We start from the raw sequence: 18,506 nt of genomic DNA, 5'->3' as shown, positions 1-18,506 counted from the left end.
TAGAAACAGAACCCCGAGAATCAGCCCGAATCGAACCACCTCAAAGAGAGACTCCAAGCCTGTGGATAACTCTGTTCGTAAAAAAATCCGCAGCCGTTGTGATGAGAGTCACACGAATTCGGTCTGAATCTCTCAAAAAACCCACGCAAATAAAAACAGACAAGAAAATCTGCTTTTACCTGACGTTTACAGTCATGAATATTTTACGACGCAGGCCAGAAAAAATGAATGGCCAGAGATGTCAGAACAAGAGCAATAGCTATTGCCGCCCACAGGAATAGATTTGGCGTTCTTTCTGGTGCATCTTCGACTGGATTGGCCGCCTGTGCTTCTCTTGCGGCAAGCATCAGGCGTTCGAGATCGTTTCCGGCTGGTCCCGGAGCGGGATCAGGATGCGCCATCCAGAACCGCCACCATTTCCGACCACTCGCGCTTGGTCAGGCCGGAATTTTCCTGTGTGACCGTTTCACCAGCCAGACGGCGGCGCACCACCTTCAGCATACCGGCAGAAAGCGTGAAAGCTCCGAGACGATATTCCTCGAAGGCCGCTGCCGTTGCCGGAACCCACGCCTTGAGAATCTCGATCATCTTTTCCGCATAGACGCGGATTTCATACTGCGCGTGCGGATCAGCCCGCAGGGCCAGGAAGTGCATCAGATTGTGCAGATCGATCTTCCAGTACCACTGGGTATAGGTGTTCAGAGTCAGGTTGATCCGCGCGAGCTCACGCGCCAGACCTGTGCCTTCCGGATTCAGAAGGCTTTCGTAGTCATCATAGCACTGGCTGGCATCGCGGCGCAGGATCTCCAGAACCTGATGCGCCGTATCGGCATCCAGAGCGTCGCTCCGCCCCTGCCGGTTCGAACTGCTCTGTGCGGCGACCTGATCCATCGCCGGCAGATAGAACTCGCGGTCCAGAATGGAATAGCGCGCCGAATACTCATTCACGCTCGCCATGCGATGACGGATCCACTGACGTGCCACGAAGACGGGCAGCTTCACATGGAACTTGATCTCGCACATCTCGAACGGTGTCGAATGACGGTGACGCATCAGATAGCGGATCAGCCCCGCATCCTCGGACACTTTCTTCGTCCCGCGGCCGTAAGACACCCGCGCAGCCTGCACGACCGCACCATCATCGCCCATATAGTCGACGACGCGCAGGAAACCATGATCCAGCACCTCGAAAGGTGTAAAAAGCAGGTTTTCCATCGCCGCCACGGTCGGACGGGAGGTCAGCTGGGGTTCGCTGCGCTGCGCTTCGATTTCAGCGCGCTGTTCGGATGTCAGTGCCATGGCGGCGGCTTTAGCATGGGCTTTTGCCCGGCGTCATCCGAATGAATCGGATTGACACGATTCCGGAGGCTTAATTTTTTTCATCCCCGCCTTTTCCCTTGCGACCGGACACGCGCACTCCTATGTTCAGCAGTGCAAGGGGTTCGTCCCCGGCTATGGCGATAAACGGTAAGTGAAATAAGTGTTGTGGACCCGGGGGCAGTGCCCGGCGTCTCCACCAAAAACAACCCCTCGCAAAAGGGGTCTGTGGGGACGAAACAGGCTCGACACGCATGGTAAAGACTTATCTTTTGCCCGGCATTGTACCACCGTCATCGGGCTAAACTTACAAGTGCCAACGATAACTCAGAGGTGCTCGCTGTCGCTGCATAAGCGATAAGCGCGGTTCGGGAGGGCACCGGGCAACAGAAGCCCTCCCACCTCATCATGTCCCCGACATTCACAGCAAAGACGGCTTGCCATCCGCGCCCGTCTGTCGCATCCCTGAGCAAGTTGACCGAAACATCAGGCTTGCGACCATGAGCGACGACGATCACAACGGCCAGGACGGCTTCGAGCACGAGCTTCCCGAGAGCCTTCTCCCTTATGATGACTGGGTGGAAGACGCCTATCGTGAAGTCATGCTCCGTGCGATCGAGCATGTCGCGGCTGAAGGCCTGCCGGGCGCCCACCACTTCTATCTGACATTCCGCACGAACCGCCCGGATGTCATCATCCCGACCCGTCTGCGGGCGCAGTATCCCGAAGAGATGACCATCGTCCTTCAGCACCAGTTCTGGGATCTGGCGCTGGACCGCGAGAAGAACGTGATTTCCGTTGGCCTGTCCTTCGGCGGCGTTGGCAGCATCCTGTGCATCCCGGTGAACGCCATCACGGCTTTTGCCGATCCCCATATCCGCATGGCGCTGCGCTTCAGCCATTCCCCGCTGGAGGAGGATGAAGACGTCGAGATCCCTGAAGGCGCCGTGGAGCCGGACGATATCGATCCCGCCCACCATCCTGAGGTCCAGCCGGAAACGGCTTCGTCCGAAGACGTGAAGAAAGATGCGGAAGTCGTCAGCCTGGCCGCATTCCGCAAGCGGCCGCCGACCTGAGCATCCGCCCTGCGGGATTTCGAAAACGGATTGGCCAGACAGTGTTTTTCCGGCCTATACTGGCCGGAACGTCGCTCTCATGAGGGATCCCCATGCGCTTTACCGTCGATCGCCTTGACCATATCGTGCTGACCGTCCGGGACCGGACCCTGTCTGCGTCCTGGTATCAGCGTGTTCTGGGGATGGATATCGACGAATACGGCCGCAACAACCGTGTGGCCCTGAGCTTTGGCGGGCAGAAGATCAATCTGCGTCCCGAAGGCTCGGAAGGCTGGGAAACGGCAGGCGATGCCGCGCCGGGAACGTCAGACCTGTGCTTTACGACAGCCATCGCCAGCGAACATATCGTCCGGCATCTGGAAAAATGCGGCGTGGAGATCGTCGAAGGCCCGGTGGCGCGTCTGGGGGCGCTGGGTCCGATCACGTCCGTCTATTGCCGCGACCCGGACGGCAATCTGATCGAACTCGCCTCCTATAACGGCTGAGGGCGGCAGAGCACACGCCCCGCCGCCCGCCGGGTCACCAGTTCTTGGAAATCAGCCAGAACTCTTCGGAGGTCAGCGTGATGGCATTGCAGTCCTTCGTTTCGGCCGCAGCCTTGGCGAGGGCGTGAATGCGCTCGATCATGATCGTCTTGCGCTGGTGAGCCTCGGACGTTTCCTTGACGGTCGATAAGGTCTGCAGAGCGGACTCGGACGCTTTGGCGACGCGCGCGGCGTCAATGGCGGCATAAGACATGAACTGTCTCCCTGAATGTCAAAACCGGGAGGCAGCCTACTCCACGCGAGATCGGATACCAACTCCGCCGCCACCGCATTGCCGAAGCACACCCTAGACGGGCGTTGCCGCCACCGCTGCCTCATAGGCGTCCAGCACATCCGCAGCCGGCCCGTCCATGCGGACTTCCCCGCTCTCCATCCAGATGATGCGCGTGCACCATTGACGCAGAACCGTCAGCGCATGGGATGTCACGACCAGGATCTCAGCCGCATCGACCATCCCTTCCAGCCGCGCTCTGGCCTTGTCCTGGAACTTCTGGTCACCGGCCATGAACCATTCATCCATCAGCAGGATGCGGGAGCGCGGTACCGTTGCCAGCGCGAACCCGAGCCGGATGGACATGCCCGAGGAATAGAGCCGCACCGGAAGATCGAAAAACGCCCCCAGATCGGAGAACGCCTCCACATCCTTTTCCAGCTCCTGCGTTGCAGCCCGGCTCAGCCCCATCCGGCAGGCGAAGAGCTGAATGTTTTCCCGCCCCGTGAGTTCGCTGTTCATCCCGGCTTTCGGATCGATGAGGGCGTGGGTATCGCCTTCGATATCCAAAATCCCATCATCCGTTTCATAAATCCCGGCCAGAACACGCAGCAGCGTCGATTTTCCCGCGCCGTTATGCCCGACGAGGCCGACCCTTTCCCCCTCCCCAATCGTGAAGCTGACTTTGGAGAGAGCCTGGACTTCCACGACTTCGGTTGCATTACCGCTCATCCGCATCCGGCCGCCGACCGCTTCCGTCTTCCCGGCCACAGTGCTTCGGGCACGGGACAGCAGGGTCTTTTTCAGGGAGCGAGAGCCGCCGTGGAGTACGGGGAAAGACAGGGACAGGTCTACAAGACGGATATGAGCCATGATGTCAGATCCAGAAAACCAGGCGCGACCGCACCCGGATGAATGACCGCACGGCAATCAGCCAGAACACGACGCTAGTGGCCAGCGCAATGCCCCAGATCTGCAGGGACGGCGCATGCCCCAGAAGAGGCTCGCGCACGATTTCCAGCAGCGGATAGAACGGATTGTACAGCAGATAAGCTGCCCTGGGTCCGAGCTGCTGCGGCATCCAGATGACCGGCGTGACATAGAACACGATCTGCAGCAGCGCGCCGATGATCGGCGCAACATCGCGGAAACGCGCGCAGAGCGAACCGAACAGCATACAGGCGGCAAAACCGTCCAGCCCCCACAGCACAAGCGCGGGGATCGCCAGAAGGGCGTCCATCCCCGGCCAGAGATGATAGAGGGCGAACACGCCAAGCGGCACGACGATGTTGTGGGCGAAGACGATCGCATTGCGCACCACGACCCGCACCGCATACAGCAGGAACGGCAGCCGGACAGACCGCACCATGTCCTCGGCATCAAGGAAGCAGGTGCAGGATTCCTGGATCAGGCTGGAGAACCCGACGCTCCACAGCGTAAGCGACAGCGACAGGAACGGCAGATAGGACGCAAGCTGCATGTGAAACAGCTTGCTGTAGAGCACCCCCATCGAGGCGACCATCAGGGCAGAGGTAATGGTCAGCCAGAACGGCCCCAGTGCGGACCCGCGGTACCGGAGCCGGATATCGAGCCAGCCCAGCCTGACACCCAGCCTCCACAGACGCCGTGTTTCCTTCCAGTCAGCCCAGGCCCGGGCCGCAGGACTGCCCCGCAGAGCGTCACGACTGACCTGCCTGTGCGGCGCATCGTTACGTGCGACATCTGAAGCTGGAGAAGGTACACTCATATCGTCCGCCTACCCGATCCCCCCACCCCCGGCAAGAAGGCGGGCGGAGGAAGTTCATATTCGGGAAATGAATCTCCGCTACACTTCTTTCCGTAAGCCGTTCCCTGTCAGAAAATCTGTTCTGCAGAGCCCTTTTTCCTAGTTTCGCCGTAATCCCCGTGTATGCTTGTCACATTGAGACAAGTTTTCCTCAGGTGCCCAGACCCGATGCCCAGACCCGTCTTTCCGTTCCGGACCACTGTCCGCACCCTGTCTCTCATCCGAGCAGGTGCTGCTTTGGGTCTGGTCGGACTGCTCGCCGCCTGCGCCGGCAACAATGCTGACATGGGCGGCGGATCGGAGCTTCCGGTTTCACAGGAAGCGGCGAATTACCGCGCTCACGCGAAATCCTATTACGCTCCCCCCGGCCCGCCCAGCGATCCCTGGGGGCCTTACATCCAGGAAGCCTCCAACCGCTTTGATGTGCCCGAGGCCTGGATCCGGGCCGTCATGCAGCAGGAATCCGGCGGACACCTTTTCGACCATAACGGCAATTTCATCACCTCGGTTCCCGGCGCGATGGGACTTCTTCAGCTCATGCCGCCAACCTATGACGACATGCGCCAGCAATACGGGCTCGGCGAAGATCCTTACGATCCGCACGACAACATCCTCGCGGGGACGGCTTATCTCCGGCAGATGTATGACATCTACGGATCTCCCGGCTTTCTCGCGGCCTATAACGACGGGCCCGGAAGCCTCGACCGCTATCTCCGCCGGGGCCGCGCCCTGCCCCGCGAAACGCGCCGCTATGTGGCTGCCATCGGCCCGCATATCGCTGGCATCACGCCACACAATCGCTCCGCGGCCGACCTTCTGGTCGCCCAGCATGATCCCAACTCCCAGGTCATGCTGGCCCAGAACACACAATCGGCAGACATAGCCCCGGTGACCTCGGCTTCTGAGCGAGCAGCCGTCAGCGCGGCATGGAATCACAGGGAAGCCGCCGACACGTCTTCTGACACATCTTCTAATGATTCAGATTCGGATACCTCGGTCACGACGCCCCAGACGGCTCCGGTCCAGGTCGCATCCGCCACAGGCTCCGAAGCCCCAGCGAGCATCAGCGCAGCCTGGGCCGCGCGTGGCTTTACACAGACACCTGCCCCACCCGCCGTCCGACAGGTTTCCGTTCCCGATGATGAGGTCGCGGACAACCGGGTTACAGCGCAGGAAATCCCGATCGGGCATCACCTGCAGCCTCAGCCGATCATGGCCGTCATGCCAGCCAGCCGGGTGCAGCCCCGCATTTCCCTTCCGGCAGTTTCCGCGTCGTCCAGAGCGGCAACGGGCAACTGGGCCATTCAGGTCGGCGCCTTCGCCAATGCGAAGCAGGCAGGCATCGCCACCGCCGAAGCCCACAGCAAAGGTGGTGTCGTGGTGGCCTCGGCCCGATCGCAGGTTGAAAGCGTGAAGGGGGGACGGTCGCATCTCTATCGCGCCCGCCTGACCGGTCTGACGCATGAAAATGCAGTTGCAGCCTGTCGCCGTCTGTCGCACGGTTCTCCGTGCGTTGTGGTTCCGCCCGGCGCATATTGATCCGTTTTCCGGGCCTTTCCGCCCGCTTTTCTGACAGGGATACACCACCCCGATGCGCCGCTTTTCTGCAACGACCGCTTTCTGCGCTGTCGCCCTCGCCGGCGCCCTGACCACCGCTCCGGCGCATGCTGCCCTTGAAACCGGCACCCATGCTCCGGATTTCTCCGCTTCTGCCAGTCTCGGAGGACACGAGTTCACCTATCATCTGGCGGATGCGCTCAAGACCGGGCCCGTCGTCCTGTATTTCTATCCGGCAGCCTTCACCAAGGGCTGCACAATCGAAGCCCATGAATTCGCGGATGCCATCCCGGACTTCAAGGCACAGGGCGCCACCGTCATCGGCATTTCCATGGATCCGATCGACAAGCTGAACCGTTTCTCGGTCAGTGAGTGCCGTAGCGTTTTCCCGGTCGCAGCTGATCCGACCGGCAAGATCACCCTCAGCTATGCCGCCAAGATGCCCCTGCTCCACATGGCAAGCCGCACCTCCTATGTCATCGCGCAGGATGGCCATATCGCCATGAGCTATGCCTCCATGTCTCCTGACGAGCATGTTTCGCGCGCCCTGGCCGCGGTAAAGGCCCTGAAGCAGCATCCGTGAGTACCCGTTCTCCGTCCACAGCTCGGGACCTGTTCGGGCAGCATCATGTTGGCGATTCACGACCACTTAAACTTGCTGAGGACATCACCAGCACGGCGATCTACGGCGGCCCGCAGGACTGTTACCGTTACACCCTGCGCCGCGTTTGGGACGAAAGCCGTCCCATGATCATGTGGCTGATGATGAATCCATCTGTCGCGACCGAGTTCGGCGATGACCGGACGGTCGCCAAGTGCCAGCGCTATGCACGCGCCTGGGGCTATGGCGGCATGTTCGTGGGCAACAGCTTTGCCTATCGTTGCACGGACCAGAAGCGGCTGCTGGAAGTGCCCGATCCTGTCGGACCGGACAACGATGCCCATCTTCTGGACATGGCCCGGCAGGCCGATCTTGTGGTTCTGGCTTACGGCTCCCCACAGGCCAAGGGCCTGCGCGCGCGGGGGACGGAAGTCGCCCGCATGCTGGCTCATCACGGCATCAAAGTGACAGCCCTGCGTCTGAGCAAAAGCGGGCGTCCGGAACACCCGCTTTATCTGCCTTCAGCCCTCGCCCCCCAGCCGCTCGATCCGGATATGCTGGATTGAGCGGCGTTTCTGGCGGGACCTAAGCCTGACGGTCAGTTCCCGGCCTTGTCCTGCTCGTGGATGCTCCAGACGAGCACCACATGCTGGTCATGGTTGGGATAGGTCGCCTGAGGCTGGATCGAGCCAGACACTTTCTTGCTCTTGTACAGGGCCTGAATGGCCTGCATGTCCGCGGCCAGAAGCTCGTTCGTAACCGGGCCGCCGGCCTGAAGCTTTGTCGCCGCTTCCAGATCAGCGGTCGAAACCTTCTTGTTCCCCTGAAACTCTACCTTGTCGAGCACCAGAGCGGTCGGGCTCGCTGCGCCTGCAGCCTGTTCTTCGATAACCAGCTTGACGGAGACGGCCTTGCCGGAAATCCGCAGCTGCTCTCCGAGGCTGACACCCACCTTCCGGGCGGAATACAGATCGCCCACGCGCTTCTGCGCAGCGGCCAGTTCATCGCGCGTGACCATGTCGCCCGCGTGATGACCGAAGGCCTGGAGAATATCCGCCGTCGGAACGCGGCTGTTGCCCTGAACGGCCACAGTCATCAACTTTAGCGGAACAGTTGGCGCCGGGATGGCGGCGTAAGCCTGCTCGGTGATAATCATTCCCGTAACAGGGACCACGGCAAGCGAAACGCCAAGAAAACTCCGGGCCAGCAGGGAGCGAAGGGACATCTGGCAATCTCCTGTAATGAAAAAAATGAGAAATTCTCTGACTTTTACGCTACAGGACTTCCCTGCTTTGGCAAATCTTCCTCTGAACCCCGGTTGGAGCAACATCTTCCGGACCGATGCGTTCAGTACCCTCGAACCCCGGTGGCGCCTTCTTTTCGACGCCTTTCTTCCAATACTGGCGCCTCGGGTCCAATTCTGCCCCTGACAGGATCTTCAGGGATACACCGCTCCCAACAGCTCTGGACCACCACCAGGCTCCCGTTTCACCAACTCCATTGAAAAGGCCCCGCCCGCTTCATGCCTGTACTCGCTTCTTTCGCCCGGACTTCTTCCCGAATCCGTTCCGAACACCTGCGATCTGTCCTGATGGGGCTTTTTTCCGTTTCCATGCTGGCCGGCACGGTCGAGCGCGCGCAGGCGCAGTCCGATCCTGACCCCAACAGCGCCCGCAACCGCGTTTCCAGAGCCGCTGCCCTGTCGTCTCCTGCCCCCCAGAACAGTGAAACACCGGCCAATGGTGGCAGCAACACGCCCATCATGCAGAACACCGTCTCCGGTTTCGCCCAGACGCAAGGGGACCCGGGGCCTTACTTTTCCGCCCCCATGGGAACACAGCATTTCCTGGGAGACTGGGGTGGCGTGCAGCCGTGGCTCCTCAAGCGCGGCATCCACCTCATGGCCGCCATCAACGAGGAATTTGCCGGCAATTTCACGGGCGGCAAGGAGCGTGCCTATTCCGACGCCGGACAGTTCGGCATCGAACTGGATATCGACTGGGACAAACTTGCTGGCGTACGGAACTTCTGGACGCATACCCTGATCGTCAACGGTCATGGCCAGAGCGTCTCCCGCAATTTCGGCGATTCCATCGCAGGCGTGCAGCAGATCTACGGTGCCCGAGGCAACGTGGTAGCCCACATGGTCGCGATGTATGGCGAGATGTCCTTCGTTCATAACCGCATCGATGTCAGCGCAGGCTGGATCCCGGTCGGCAGCTTCTTCGCCGCATCCCCGCTGTTCTGCGATTTCATGAATGTCGCGATGTGCGGCAATCCGGCGCCGAACAAATATACGGAAGGCAACCGCGACTGGCCGTCGGGCAATCTGGGCGCGGTCGTCCGGGCCATGCCGACCATGGACACCTATATCATGGCAGGTCTCTTCGCTGTCAGCCCACATTCCTATAACGGCGGCATCTCGGGCTGGTCCTGGGCGCAGTCGGGCCTTGGCAAGTTTTCCACGCCCGTTGAAATCGGCTGGACTCCGCGCTTTGGCCACAACCATCTCCAGGGCCATTACGTCATCGGCTATTCCTACGACAATTCGCGCTATCTGAACCTGTACGAGGACATTCACGGCAATTCCTGGCAGGCCACGGGACAGCCCCGCCGCTATGAGGCAGGCCGTAACAGTGCATGGCTCATCCTCGACCAGATGCTGGTCCGCAATGGCCCTGGCAATACGAACGGGCTGATCGCCATGGCTGGCGCGATGTACAGCGATGGCAAGACCGTCGCGATGCGTGATCATGAATGGGCCGGTCTGGTCGACACCGGCTCCGCCTGGGGCCGGCCGCTCGATACGGTCGGCGCGATGTACCAGCATTTCGACATGAGCCACACGGCGGCCCTGCAGCAGGAAGCATCGCTGGCCCTTGGCCTGCCCTATCAGGACAACCAGTGGGGCGCGGTCTATGGCCCGCAGAGCCATGAGAACGTGTACGAACTCTTCTATTCCGCGCATGTCGCCCGCGCGATGGCGATCCAGCCGGACTTCCAGTACATCCAGCGCCCGAGTGCTACGACGACTTTCCATGATGCCGCCGTTCTGGGCGTTCAGTTCACCGTCGTACTCTGATACACGAAACAGACTAGCTTTTCTGCGGAGCGGGGCCTGAACGGCCCCGCTTTTTTGTATCCTGATACATTTGGCAATCACAATTTAATTGCGAATAACTCGCATTATCGCGATAACCCGGCACACTGTCTATTGTTTCGAGGTTTCCGTGCGCGCATCGTTTTCTGCCCCGTTCTCACGCCCCCTTCGGGCTGCGCGCCTGTCCTGCCTGCTTCTGGCAGGAACAGCCTTTCCCGTTCTCGCGGCTGACCCCGTTCCGACCACGGCTACCGCCACAACACCCAAAACCAAGCCCGCAGCCAAACCTGCCAGCGCTGCAGAGCAGGTCACGCCGGACGAGGAAATCATCGTCCGGGCCAGAAAGCGGGACCAGATGCAGGTCAGCAGCGGCGGACAGCTCGGCGCTCTGGGCAACAAGAAAGGTCTGGATGTTCCGTTCAACATCCGCAGCTATAATTCCAGTCTGATCCTGAACCAGCAGTCCCAGACACTGGGCGAGGTGCTGGAAAACGATCCGTCCGTCCGCACAACCTTTGGTTATGGCAATTTCTCGGAAATGTTTGTCATCCGCGGTTTTGCCGTGGACGGAGACGACGTGTCGATCAACGGGCTGTATGGCATCACGCCCCGTCAGCTCGTCTCGCCCGAACTATATGATCAGGTGCAGGTCCTCAACGGCGCAAGCGCGTTCCTCAATGGCGCAGCACCGAGTGGATCGGCCATTGGCGGCAACATCAACCTGCTGTTCAAACATGCGACAAATGCCCCCCTTACCCGCATCTCGGGCGACTACACCAGCAGTGCCATGGGCGGAGGCAGCATTGATGTCGGACGGCGTTTCGGCGAGGACAAGGCCTTCGGGGTGCGGCTGAACGTCGCGGGCAAGAGCGGCGAGGATTCCGTCACGGATGAATACCGGCATTCCACAACCCTCGGTGCGGATTTCGACTGGCATGACCGCAGCAACCGCACCCGCATCACCATGGATATCGACTACGAAAACCAGGGCGTGAATGGTGGTCGTCCGGCAATTTTCCTTGGCAGCGCCGTCACGTCTGTCCCGCGTCCCGCTGCGCCATCACATAATTTCGGTCAGCGCTGGGCCTATAATAACCTGAACTATGTCTTCGGCATGCTGAACATCGAGCATGACCTGACAAAGAACGTCACGCTCTATGGTGCGTTCGGAGCCCTGACCAGCAATGAGAAGGGCAACTATTCGAGCCCGACCGTTACCGACCCCACTACCGGCGCAGGAACGGCAGGTGCGATGTACGTGCCTTACGATCAGACTAACGAGAGCACGCGCGCAGGTGTCCGCGCCCATTTCCGTACCGGCCCGATCCGCCATGAGATCAACGCAGGCGGCTCCGGCCTGTGGGAAGACAGCGCCGCTGCCTATGCGATGACCCTTACATCCCATGCAACCAACATCTACAACACGCCACAGTTTGCCGCCCCGGCCGAAACCTATGCCGGTGGCGTCGTCAACGACCCGCAGACGATTGATCGCACGCGCCTGTACAGCCTGTTCTTCTCGGACACGATGTCCTTCTTCCATGACCGCGTCGCCCTGACAGGGGGCTTTCGCTACCAGAACATGCTCATCAATGGCTACGCCTACAGCAAGACCGGACAGGGCGCGATGAGCAGCCATTATGACCAGGACGCCATCACCCCGGTCGTCGGGCTGGTCATCCACCCGACACGCAGGACCTCGCTGTACTTCAATCGGATCGAAGGGCTTTCACAGGGACCGACCGCAACCGGCAACGTAGTCAATCTTGGCGAGATCTTCCCGCCCTACAAATCCACCCAGTATGAAGTCGGCGCGAAATACGACACGGGCCGCTTCAGCGCTGCCCTTGCAGTCTATGAGATTTCGCAGCCCAATGCTTACTCCGTAGCGGTCGGCAATACGGGGGAATTCGCGTACCGTGAAGACGGGTTGCAGCGCAATCGTGGCATTGAGCTGACGCTCAACGGCGAAATCCTGCCCGGCCTGCGCTTCAATGGCGGCGGCACCGTCATTCAGGCGGATCTGCGCCATACGGCAGGCGGCCTGCAGGACGGCAACACGGCCATCGGCGTGCCGAACTATACGATTAACGGCAATCTCGAATACGATCTGCCCTTCCTCAAGGGCGCCACGGTCGTGGGCCGCGTGGTCAACACGGGCAAGCAGTGGGTCAACACGGCCAACACGCTGCACATCCCGGTCTGGACACGCTTCGATCTGGCAGGGCGCTACACTTTCGTGACGCATCATACGCCGGTCACGCTGCGCTTCGGCGTCGATAACCTTGCCAATACGCGCTACTGGTCCTCGGCCTTCAACGGATACCTGCTGCAGGGTATGCCCCGCACCTTCAAGTTCTCCTTCACGACGGATCTGTAATCCGCCTCAGACCGCCGAAAACGAAAAACGCGCCCTCCCCTGCGGAAGCGGCGCGTTTTTCATGTCCGGTCTTCCGATCAGCAAAGATCAGAACGTAATACCCGTCTCGAAATCCAGAAGCAGCGGGTTCTTGTAGCGGTTCGTGCCGCCCGTGCTCCAGATATACTGCGCACCGGGCCGGATCACGAGCCAGGGCGTCGGACGCCAGCCATAGTTCAGCTCCAACGCATGCTCGCCGGACGGCTTGTAGATATCAGTCCCACCGGCAGCCTGAATCTGGCGCACCCAGTTCGTCAGCTTCGGGTTCACCCACAGCATCTTCATGCCAATGCTGATTGTATCGTTCGGACGGCTGCGGAAGGTGCCCTTGCGGGTCACGCCCCAGGTGATGAAATACGGTGCGACGGACGTACGCGGATCACCCCAGGTAAAGGATGTGAACAGTGTCGTGCCGCGGTTCGGGTCGGCTTCATCGCGCTGAAGCATCCGGTCGAACTGGAACCAGCCACCAAACCGGCCGCGAACCTTTTCGCTCGGCGCCGAAATCAGGTACTGCGCCGGCACACCGAAACTTCCGAGATGGGAGTAGACGTCGCTGACTTCGGATGTGTCCCAGTATCCGCCAATCTTGATGTTGGTCTGGAGCGGACCGCTGTAGTCGTCCTTGCCGCCCTGATGCCAGCCGAGCTGGAACGGCAGATAGGTGCCGGTCGCATCATGAAGATTCAGCTTCCAGCCGTTATGCGTATTCGAGATCGTCGGATCGACCGAATACGCACCGAACTGCACCAGGTAATGGTCGTTTCCGGCCGGATAGAACTTCACCCAGGCACCGGGATGGGCCGTCGGATACCAGCCATAGCCCGAGTTCATCGCAATGGACTGCGGCATGCCGCAGATCGCATTCGATTCGAACTGGCAATACTGGCTCATGCCCCAATAGACTGAAGACTGCTCGAAGTCGTTTTCGGTGTTGATCTCACCGACCTCGGTCGTGACGTATTTGTTCCAGGGCATTTCCCAGGACAGACGCGTCAGACGCACCGTCTCACCCGAGCCGAAAATCTGCTGCGGGCTATCCATTGCCGGAAGCGTAGCCCCGATACCCAGACCCTGACGCGCCGTGATCAGCGTATGGAACATGCCCAGATTCAGGCCGGTCAGCTTCTTGAGGTTGAAGTCGATATTGATGCCGAACTCATCCGCATAACGCACGGCCTTGGTCTTGCCGCCCATCGGATTGCCAGCGCTGTCTTCAAGATAGTGGCCGCCGATATTGATGCCCTTGTCGGTCAGCCAGGTGCGCCAGCCACCCCAGTCACCCGTCATGGTGCTCTGGGTCAGCCAGTCATGAAACGATGCCGGGAAGAAACGGTTCTCAGTCGTATCGGATGTTTTCGCTGCGGTCTCGACGCCTGTCTGTGTCGGAGCCGGTTTGACCAGCAACGGAACCGGAGAAATGGATTTCGTCCGGATCTGCGGGGTACCCATGGTCGCCGTGCTGGTTCTGGCGGCAGCCTTCTGGTGGCCGTCCACAACGCCGGCCGGTGTCGTCTGTGCGTGGCCAACGGCAGTAATGCCGGGAAGCACCGCTGTCATGGCACAGGCCGTCAACAGCGCTTTCGTCCAATCCTGCCCGAACTTCCCCATCTTCCAAACTGTCTCCCTGTGACACCATTGCAGCCGCCAGGCGCACGGTCCTGCGGCTGGCCACTGTCATACAGTCCGGAAACGGTCCAGAATAGAGCGGGGAAGACCTCTGTTTTCGTAATATGCCTTTCGCGACACGATCCTGAAGCGGGACGTCAAATTTTTATCCGGAGATTTCTCCCGGATTACAAAAAGTTTAACGCTACAGTTTCCGGGGCTTATTCGCCGATCACAGTTACGTGTTCCCGGTCCCATCGCCGAGTCAGGGGCTCAAGGCAGAGTAGTATCACGACCAGCCCCGCTGCGATTTCACACAACGTCCGGAAAAGCCCCGCATACAGTGAAGCGCCCCCGCCCCCGGCGATCACTTCCGGAGACAGGGCGGCCTGATTGGCGATGAGGCTGCCTACGTACATGGCAATTCCCCACAGCAGGTAGAGCGCGCCCATCATAAAGCCACTCAGCCGGGCGGGGGAGTAACAGGCGACGACGGCCAACCCCAGCCCGATTGTCAGCAGTTCGCCCAAAGACAGGCAACCATATCCCATCACCATGACCCAGGGAGACACCAGCCCGTCTGCATGGGCGGCGGCTGTCCACCATACTGCAAATCCAAGCGCGACCATTGCATAGCCAAGGATCATCTTGCGGGCATGGGAGGTCTGCTTCTGGTGTTGTCCCATCCGGTTATAGAGGAACGCCAGCAGGGGACTGAGCGCCATGATCCAGAGGGAATTGAGAACCTGAAACTGCCCCGCAGACATATGAAACAGCGTCACGCTGCCAATACGGTAGTCTCCCGAAACACCCCGCAGGGCAAACAGTGTCAGGGATGTCATCATCTGCTGATAGAAAACGAGATAGATCGTCCCCTGCAGACATAGCAGATAGGTCAAACGCAGCCCCGGACGCTCGGTCTGAGGTGCTCTCACATAGAGCGCAACCCAGATTGCTGCCAGCCCCGCCCCTGCCGCAATCACGCACAGACGCGCCAGCGTATCGCTGCCCAGAATCCAGGCATTGAAGGCAGTCAGCAAAGCAAGACCGCCCGCAACCAGTCCGAACCGGGACAGCGGGACCGACTGTTTTTCCGAAACCGGCGTCGTCGGCTCAAGCCAGCTGGAGCGCAGCATATAATAGAGCAGCCCGATCCCCAGTCCAACCGCACAGGTCGCAAAAGCGACCGGCGCCCCGTAATGAATCTGAAGCCACGGCGTAAGCAGCATGGAGACGGTCGAGCCGACATTGACGGACATGTAATACAGCGTGAAAGCTGCATCGAGCGCGGCATCATCACCCTTGTAGATCCGACGAACCAGATTGCCGGCATTAGGCTTGAACAGGCCGTTTCCCGTGGAAATCAGGGCCATCGCCACCAGCAGCAGCGTGTGGGACTGCAGCGCTGCGGCCAGAAAGGCATAGCCACAGGTCAGGGACAGGGCCCCCATGACCATTGCCCGCCGTGCACCCAGCACGCGGTCGCCGATGACGCCACCGATGACAGGCGTGATGTAGGTGAGCGCTCCGAAAGCGCCCATCATAAGATTGGCGGCCGCATCGGCCATTCTGAGCTGTTCGACCATGAAGAGCGTCAGGACGGCCTGCATGCCGTAATATCCGAACCGCTCCCACAGTTCGATGGCCAGAACAACGGTAAACGCCCTGCGGCGCAGTCCCGGAGTGGAAGCCCCGGCCGGAGAAAAAGAGGAAGCGGTCATGCAGAACCCGTCAGAAACCAGAAGACGGGCCACATCTTAGGGCAAATGCCACTCTCCGGCGAGAATCAGTGCGTGCGTACTGATGATGCCCAGAACCATCACGAAGATCAGCGCCACAATACCGCCGATGATGTCACTCCACGGCCATTCCGGCAGTCTCGACCGGACGCGACGCACCATCCCCATGTCTTCAGCTCTCCTGCTGGCTGAAGAAGGCCTCCAGCTCGGGGGAGACAGTACCGATATGAACCTGCAACGTCACCAGCAGATCACCGGCCGGATGCTTTTTATCGCCCCCGATCCCTCGTCCGGACAGACGCAGGACCTTGCCGCTGTCGGAATGCTTGGGAATTTTGACCGAAACATCGCCCTTGGGGGTCGGAACGGCGATCTTGCCGCCCAGAATGGCCGTTTTCAGGTCGAGGTTCTGGGTGATGCGCAGATTGCGCCCCTCACGGACATACCGGCTGTCGGGCGTAACCGTAATCGTCAGAAGCGCGTCACCCGGAACACCCGGCTGCCCGTCCATTCCCGGACGACCCGGCGCCCCCTTGCCACGCACGCGCAGGGTCTGGCCATCTTCCACCCCTGGCGGAATACGGACCTCGGTATGGCCGCCCTCGCCCAGTGTCAGATCCAGGGACGTCCCCAGAACAGCCTGCTGGAACGAGATCGTTACCGCATAGCGGCGGTCGGACCCCTTGGACGCACGACGCCCGGCCGAACCGCCCGGCTGGAAATCGCCGCTGAAGCCGCCCCCGAACATGTCCGAAAAGAAAGAGCCGAGATCTTCCTGACTGAAACCGCCCTGGAAGCCCTGTGCGCCCCCACCCGGACCGCCAGGGCCATACCCGCCGCCGCCAAAGCCACCGCCGAACGGTCCGCGTTCCTGACCGTCGGCATCGATCTCGCCACGATCGAAACGCGCGCGTTTTTCCTTGTCGCCGACGATGTTATAGGCCTGCCCGACCGCCTTGAAGCGCTCTTCAGCCTTCTTGTCGTCCGGATTGTGATCCGGATGGTACTGCTTGGCCAGTTTCCGATACGCGCTGCGGATTTCCTTGTCCGTTGCCGTCTTCGAAACGCCCAGTACCGAATATGGGTCGCTCATGTCATCTCCCCGTCTTCTTCAGGTCCCTCATCCAGCAGGGAAATCAGGACCGCAATGACTTCATCCTGCGGGAATCCGGCCCGCACACCGTCTGAGATCAGGGCCTGCAGCTTCGGGCGAAGATAATCCTCTGCAGGATGTCCGTCGTCTGCCATTTCTGATCCTCCGTTATTCCCAGATGTGTGATCGCACGGGGCTGGGGTCAATGTTTCAGAACAAACTCTGCAATATCAGACACTACTGCGCCATCCAGCGGAAGTGATCCATCCGCAGCCGGAGCCACACCAAGATCCGCCAGCGGATGGATCACATTCGGCAGCAGAACAACCTGCGCCTTCGGATCAGCCGCCTTCAGCAGCGGCAGGTCTTCAGTTGCGCTGACCTGACGATCCGCCTCCCCCTGCATGATCAGAACCGGCCCACGATAAGCCCTGAGCAGAGCGACGGGGTCATGATGGAAAAGATCGATCATGTAGTCCTGAACGGCTGGATGAAACAGCTGACGCAATCCCGGATGCAGCGTCTGGACATCCACATGATGTCCGGCTTCAAGCGCATCAATCGCCCCGTCGATCTGCGGCAGCACCGTCTGCGCGGAGGGCACGGCATGAAGCTGGCCCCGCAGCACTTCACCCATAGGTCGACCGGCAGTAGACAGAAGGACCAGTCCACAGACATCCGTCTGTCCCTGGGCCGCTGCCAGAACGACAAGTCCTCCCTCGCTATGTCCTGCAAGCCAGACGCAGCGTACACCGGCCTTGCTCCGGATAACGGCAATCCAGTTCCGCACATCGGTGGCATAGTCCGCAATCGTGACGTGATTACCATCCGCTACGGCCTGTTTGCTGCCGAACATGCCGCGCTTGTCGATCCGGACGGAAGAAATGCCGCGTCTCGCCAGCCCATCCGCAATCTGCCGCAGTGTCGCAGGTTTTAGCCCCAGAGCCGAGTTTCCATCCCGGTCCGTTGGCCCGGAGCCGGGAATCATCAGAACGACGGGCGTACCGGACCCCGCATTCACGAAGGTCCCTGCCAGCGACCCCAGAGGACCAGACGCTTCAATGGCCGAGCTCTCAGCCGCAAACACATGAGACGACAGTCCACAGAGACCTGACAGGAGCAAGAGGAAACGAAACACTGCCGGCTTCATTCTGCATCTCCTGTTCAGGTGCCCAGCGCTTCCGCCTTATCGTGTGAAGGCTCTGACGAAAGCGTTCTGCTGTTTGACTTCGACGGGGAGTCTGGTGTCGGTGAGGGCTTTGCCCTGCCATCCGGCGCCGAGTGCGATGTACAGCGCGACGGCGTTGCGGACGCGGGCGAGGCGGCCGACGACGGCCTGGTCTTCGGCGGACAGGGCGGTCTGCTCGGTCGTCAGCACGTTCAGATATCCGGTCAGACCGGCCGTGAACAGCTTCTGCGCCCGGTCACGGGCCAGGCCGGCATCGACGGAGGCC

General features: G+C 60.4%; 19 protein-coding genes, 1 other RNA gene and 1 pseudogene. 8 read left to right on the top strand and 13 right to left on the bottom strand.

Features of this window, described 5'->3' with window-relative positions:
* Window positions 1–203: 203 nt before the first annotated feature.
* Complete coding sequence (locus tag HKD27_RS14650) at window positions 204–401, bottom strand: hypothetical protein (RefSeq protein WP_194690019.1); 198 nt, start codon at window positions 399–401, stop codon at window positions 204–206.
* Complete coding sequence (gene thyX, locus HKD27_RS14645) at window positions 388–1,299, bottom strand: FAD-dependent thymidylate synthase (RefSeq protein WP_062446731.1); 912 nt, start codon at window positions 1,297–1,299, stop codon at window positions 388–390. The genes HKD27_RS14650 and thyX overlap by 14 nt, the downstream gene beginning before the upstream one ends.
* Before the next feature lie 94 nt (window positions 1,300–1,393).
* Between thyX and ssrA the strand changes: the two genes are divergently transcribed.
* From ssrA to HKD27_RS14630, 3 genes are all read left to right on the top strand, one after another.
* Window positions 1,394–1,720, top strand: a transfer-messenger RNA (tmRNA) gene (gene ssrA / locus HKD27_RS14640).
* 97 nt (window positions 1,721–1,817) lie between these two features.
* A complete protein-coding gene (locus HKD27_RS14635) occupies window positions 1,818–2,393 on the top strand; it encodes an SspB family protein (RefSeq protein WP_194690020.1) in 576 nt (191 codons plus the stop codon).
* Between the two features lie 92 nt (window positions 2,394–2,485).
* Complete coding sequence (locus tag HKD27_RS14630; RefSeq protein WP_011252963.1) at window positions 2,486–2,878, top strand: VOC family protein; 393 nt, start codon at window positions 2,486–2,488, stop codon at window positions 2,876–2,878.
* 34 nt (window positions 2,879–2,912) lie between these two features.
* Here HKD27_RS14630 and HKD27_RS14625 read toward each other — a convergent pair whose 3' ends face one another.
* From HKD27_RS14625 to HKD27_RS14615, 3 genes are all read right to left on the bottom strand, one after another.
* The gene (locus HKD27_RS14625) at window positions 2,913–3,131 is read right to left on the bottom strand and encodes a hypothetical protein (protein WP_011252962.1); all 219 of its coding nucleotides are present in this window, start codon (window positions 3,129–3,131) and stop codon (window positions 2,913–2,915) included.
* Between the two features lie 93 nt (window positions 3,132–3,224).
* On the bottom strand, window positions 3,225–4,022 hold the full coding sequence (locus tag HKD27_RS14620; protein WP_194690021.1) for an ABC transporter ATP-binding protein: 798 nt from the start codon (window positions 4,020–4,022) through the stop codon (window positions 3,225–3,227).
* 4 nt (window positions 4,023–4,026) lie between these two features.
* Window positions 4,027–4,896 carry an ABC transporter permease gene (locus tag HKD27_RS14615; RefSeq protein ID WP_062494513.1) on the bottom strand — a complete coding sequence of 290 codons (870 nt, stop codon included), beginning with the start codon at window positions 4,894–4,896 and terminating at the stop codon, window positions 4,027–4,029.
* A gap of 207 nt (window positions 4,897–5,103) precedes the next feature.
* Between HKD27_RS14615 and HKD27_RS14610 the strand changes: the two genes are divergently transcribed.
* The 3 genes from HKD27_RS14610 to HKD27_RS14600 are packed head-to-tail and all read left to right on the top strand — an operon-like array spanning window position 5,104 to window position 7,659.
* Window positions 5,104–6,474 carry a lytic transglycosylase domain-containing protein gene (locus HKD27_RS14610; RefSeq protein WP_194690022.1) on the top strand — a complete coding sequence of 457 codons (1,371 nt, stop codon included), beginning with the start codon at window positions 5,104–5,106 and terminating at the stop codon, window positions 6,472–6,474.
* Between the two features lie 52 nt (window positions 6,475–6,526).
* Window positions 6,527–7,075, top strand: coding sequence for a peroxiredoxin (locus HKD27_RS14605; RefSeq protein ID WP_194265489.1), 549 nt, complete (start codon window positions 6,527–6,529; stop codon window positions 7,073–7,075).
* Window positions 7,072–7,659, top strand: a complete 588-nt coding sequence (locus tag HKD27_RS14600) for a DUF1643 domain-containing protein (RefSeq protein WP_194690023.1) — start codon at window positions 7,072–7,074, stop codon at window positions 7,657–7,659. Before HKD27_RS14605 ends, HKD27_RS14600 begins: the two co-directional genes overlap by 4 nt.
* Window positions 7,660–7,691: 32 nt before the next feature.
* Here HKD27_RS14600 and HKD27_RS14595 read toward each other — a convergent pair whose 3' ends face one another.
* Window positions 7,692–8,318, bottom strand: a complete 627-nt coding sequence (locus tag HKD27_RS14595; RefSeq protein WP_194690024.1) for a POTRA domain-containing protein — start codon at window positions 8,316–8,318, stop codon at window positions 7,692–7,694.
* 297 nt (window positions 8,319–8,615) lie between these two features.
* Here HKD27_RS14595 and HKD27_RS14590 point away from each other — a divergent pair, with 297 nt between their 5' ends.
* Both HKD27_RS14590 and HKD27_RS14585 read left to right on the top strand, forming a co-directional pair.
* Window positions 8,616–10,175, top strand: coding sequence for a carbohydrate porin (locus HKD27_RS14590; RefSeq protein ID WP_062494517.1), 1,560 nt, complete (start codon window positions 8,616–8,618; stop codon window positions 10,173–10,175).
* 148 nt (window positions 10,176–10,323) lie between these two features.
* Complete coding sequence (locus HKD27_RS14585) at window positions 10,324–12,573, top strand: TonB-dependent siderophore receptor (protein WP_194690025.1); 2,250 nt, start codon at window positions 10,324–10,326, stop codon at window positions 12,571–12,573.
* Window positions 12,574–12,660: 87 nt separating this feature from the next.
* Here the strand turns inward: HKD27_RS14585 and HKD27_RS14580 are convergent, their stop codons facing one another.
* The 7 genes and pseudogenes from HKD27_RS14580 to HKD27_RS14550 form a co-directional block, all read right to left on the bottom strand.
* On the bottom strand, window positions 12,661–14,172 hold the full coding sequence (locus HKD27_RS14580; protein WP_370544282.1) for a carbohydrate porin: 1,512 nt from the start codon (window positions 14,170–14,172) through the stop codon (window positions 12,661–12,663).
* 269 nt (window positions 14,173–14,441) lie between these two features.
* Window positions 14,442–15,941, bottom strand: coding sequence for a peptide MFS transporter (locus HKD27_RS14575; protein WP_194690026.1), 1,500 nt, complete (start codon window positions 15,939–15,941; stop codon window positions 14,442–14,444).
* A 36-nt stretch (window positions 15,942–15,977) separates the two neighbouring features.
* Complete coding sequence (locus HKD27_RS14570; RefSeq protein WP_167315814.1) at window positions 15,978–16,127, bottom strand: hypothetical protein; 150 nt, start codon at window positions 16,125–16,127, stop codon at window positions 15,978–15,980.
* Window positions 16,128–16,131: 4 nt separating this feature from the next.
* Window positions 16,132–17,052: a DnaJ C-terminal domain-containing protein gene (locus HKD27_RS14565; RefSeq protein WP_194690027.1), complete on the bottom strand. Its 921-nt coding sequence runs from the start codon at window positions 17,050–17,052 to the stop codon at window positions 16,132–16,134.
* Entirely contained in the window at window positions 17,049–17,207 is a 159-nt protein-coding gene (locus tag HKD27_RS14560) for a hypothetical protein (RefSeq protein ID WP_165919964.1), read from the bottom strand. Before HKD27_RS14560 ends, HKD27_RS14565 begins: the two co-directional genes overlap by 4 nt.
* 47 nt (window positions 17,208–17,254) lie before the next feature.
* Entirely contained in the window at window positions 17,255–18,202 is a 948-nt protein-coding gene (locus HKD27_RS14555) for an alpha/beta hydrolase (RefSeq protein WP_194690028.1), read from the bottom strand.
* Between the two features lie 36 nt (window positions 18,203–18,238).
* A pseudogene (locus HKD27_RS14550) lies at window positions 18,239–18,506 on the bottom strand (secretion protein); the annotation flags it as partial.

Source organism: Gluconobacter sp. R75690 (assembly GCF_015244525.1).
GTDB classification, from domain to species: Bacteria; Pseudomonadota; Alphaproteobacteria; order Acetobacterales; family Acetobacteraceae; genus Gluconobacter; species Gluconobacter potus.
Note: the sequence above shows the minus strand (reverse complement) of the source record. Positions and strands in the feature narration are given on the sequence as shown.

Coding starts and splice junctions, on each gene's coding strand:
- HKD27_RS14650 (WP_194690019.1), bottom strand. CDS start 401: ATGGCGCATCCTGATCCCGCTCCGGGACCAGCCGGAAACGATCTCGAA.
- thyX (WP_062446731.1), bottom strand. CDS start 1,299: ATGGCACTGACATCCGAACAGCGCGCTGAAATCGAAGCGCAGCGCAGC.
- HKD27_RS14635 (WP_194690020.1), top strand. CDS start 1,818: ATGAGCGACGACGATCACAACGGCCAGGACGGCTTCGAGCACGAGCTT.
- HKD27_RS14630 (WP_011252963.1), top strand. CDS start 2,486: ATGCGCTTTACCGTCGATCGCCTTGACCATATCGTGCTGACCGTCCGG.
- HKD27_RS14625 (WP_011252962.1), bottom strand. CDS start 3,131: ATGTCTTATGCCGCCATTGACGCCGCGCGCGTCGCCAAAGCGTCCGAG.
- HKD27_RS14620 (WP_194690021.1), bottom strand. CDS start 4,022: ATGGCTCATATCCGTCTTGTAGACCTGTCCCTGTCTTTCCCCGTACTC.
- HKD27_RS14615 (WP_062494513.1), bottom strand. CDS start 4,896: ATGAGTGTACCTTCTCCAGCTTCAGATGTCGCACGTAACGATGCGCCG.
- HKD27_RS14610 (WP_194690022.1), top strand. CDS start 5,104: ATGCCCAGACCCGTCTTTCCGTTCCGGACCACTGTCCGCACCCTGTCT.
- HKD27_RS14605 (WP_194265489.1), top strand. CDS start 6,527: ATGCGCCGCTTTTCTGCAACGACCGCTTTCTGCGCTGTCGCCCTCGCC.
- HKD27_RS14595 (WP_194690024.1), bottom strand. CDS start 8,318: ATGTCCCTTCGCTCCCTGCTGGCCCGGAGTTTTCTTGGCGTTTCGCTT.
- HKD27_RS14590 (WP_062494517.1), top strand. CDS start 8,616: ATGCCTGTACTCGCTTCTTTCGCCCGGACTTCTTCCCGAATCCGTTCC.
- HKD27_RS14580 (WP_370544282.1), bottom strand. CDS start 14,172: ATGACAGCGGTGCTTCCCGGCATTACTGCCGTTGGCCACGCACAGACG.
- HKD27_RS14575 (WP_194690026.1), bottom strand. CDS start 15,941: ATGACCGCTTCCTCTTTTTCTCCGGCCGGGGCTTCCACTCCGGGACTG.
- HKD27_RS14570 (WP_167315814.1), bottom strand. CDS start 16,127: ATGGGGATGGTGCGTCGCGTCCGGTCGAGACTGCCGGAATGGCCGTGG.
- HKD27_RS14565 (WP_194690027.1), bottom strand. CDS start 17,052: ATGAGCGACCCATATTCGGTACTGGGCGTTTCGAAGACGGCAACGGAC.
- HKD27_RS14560 (WP_165919964.1), bottom strand. CDS start 17,207: ATGGCAGACGACGGACATCCTGCAGAGGATTATCTTCGCCCGAAGCTG.
- HKD27_RS14555 (WP_194690028.1), bottom strand. CDS start 18,202: ATGAAGCCGGCAGTGTTTCGTTTCCTCTTGCTCCTGTCAGGTCTCTGT.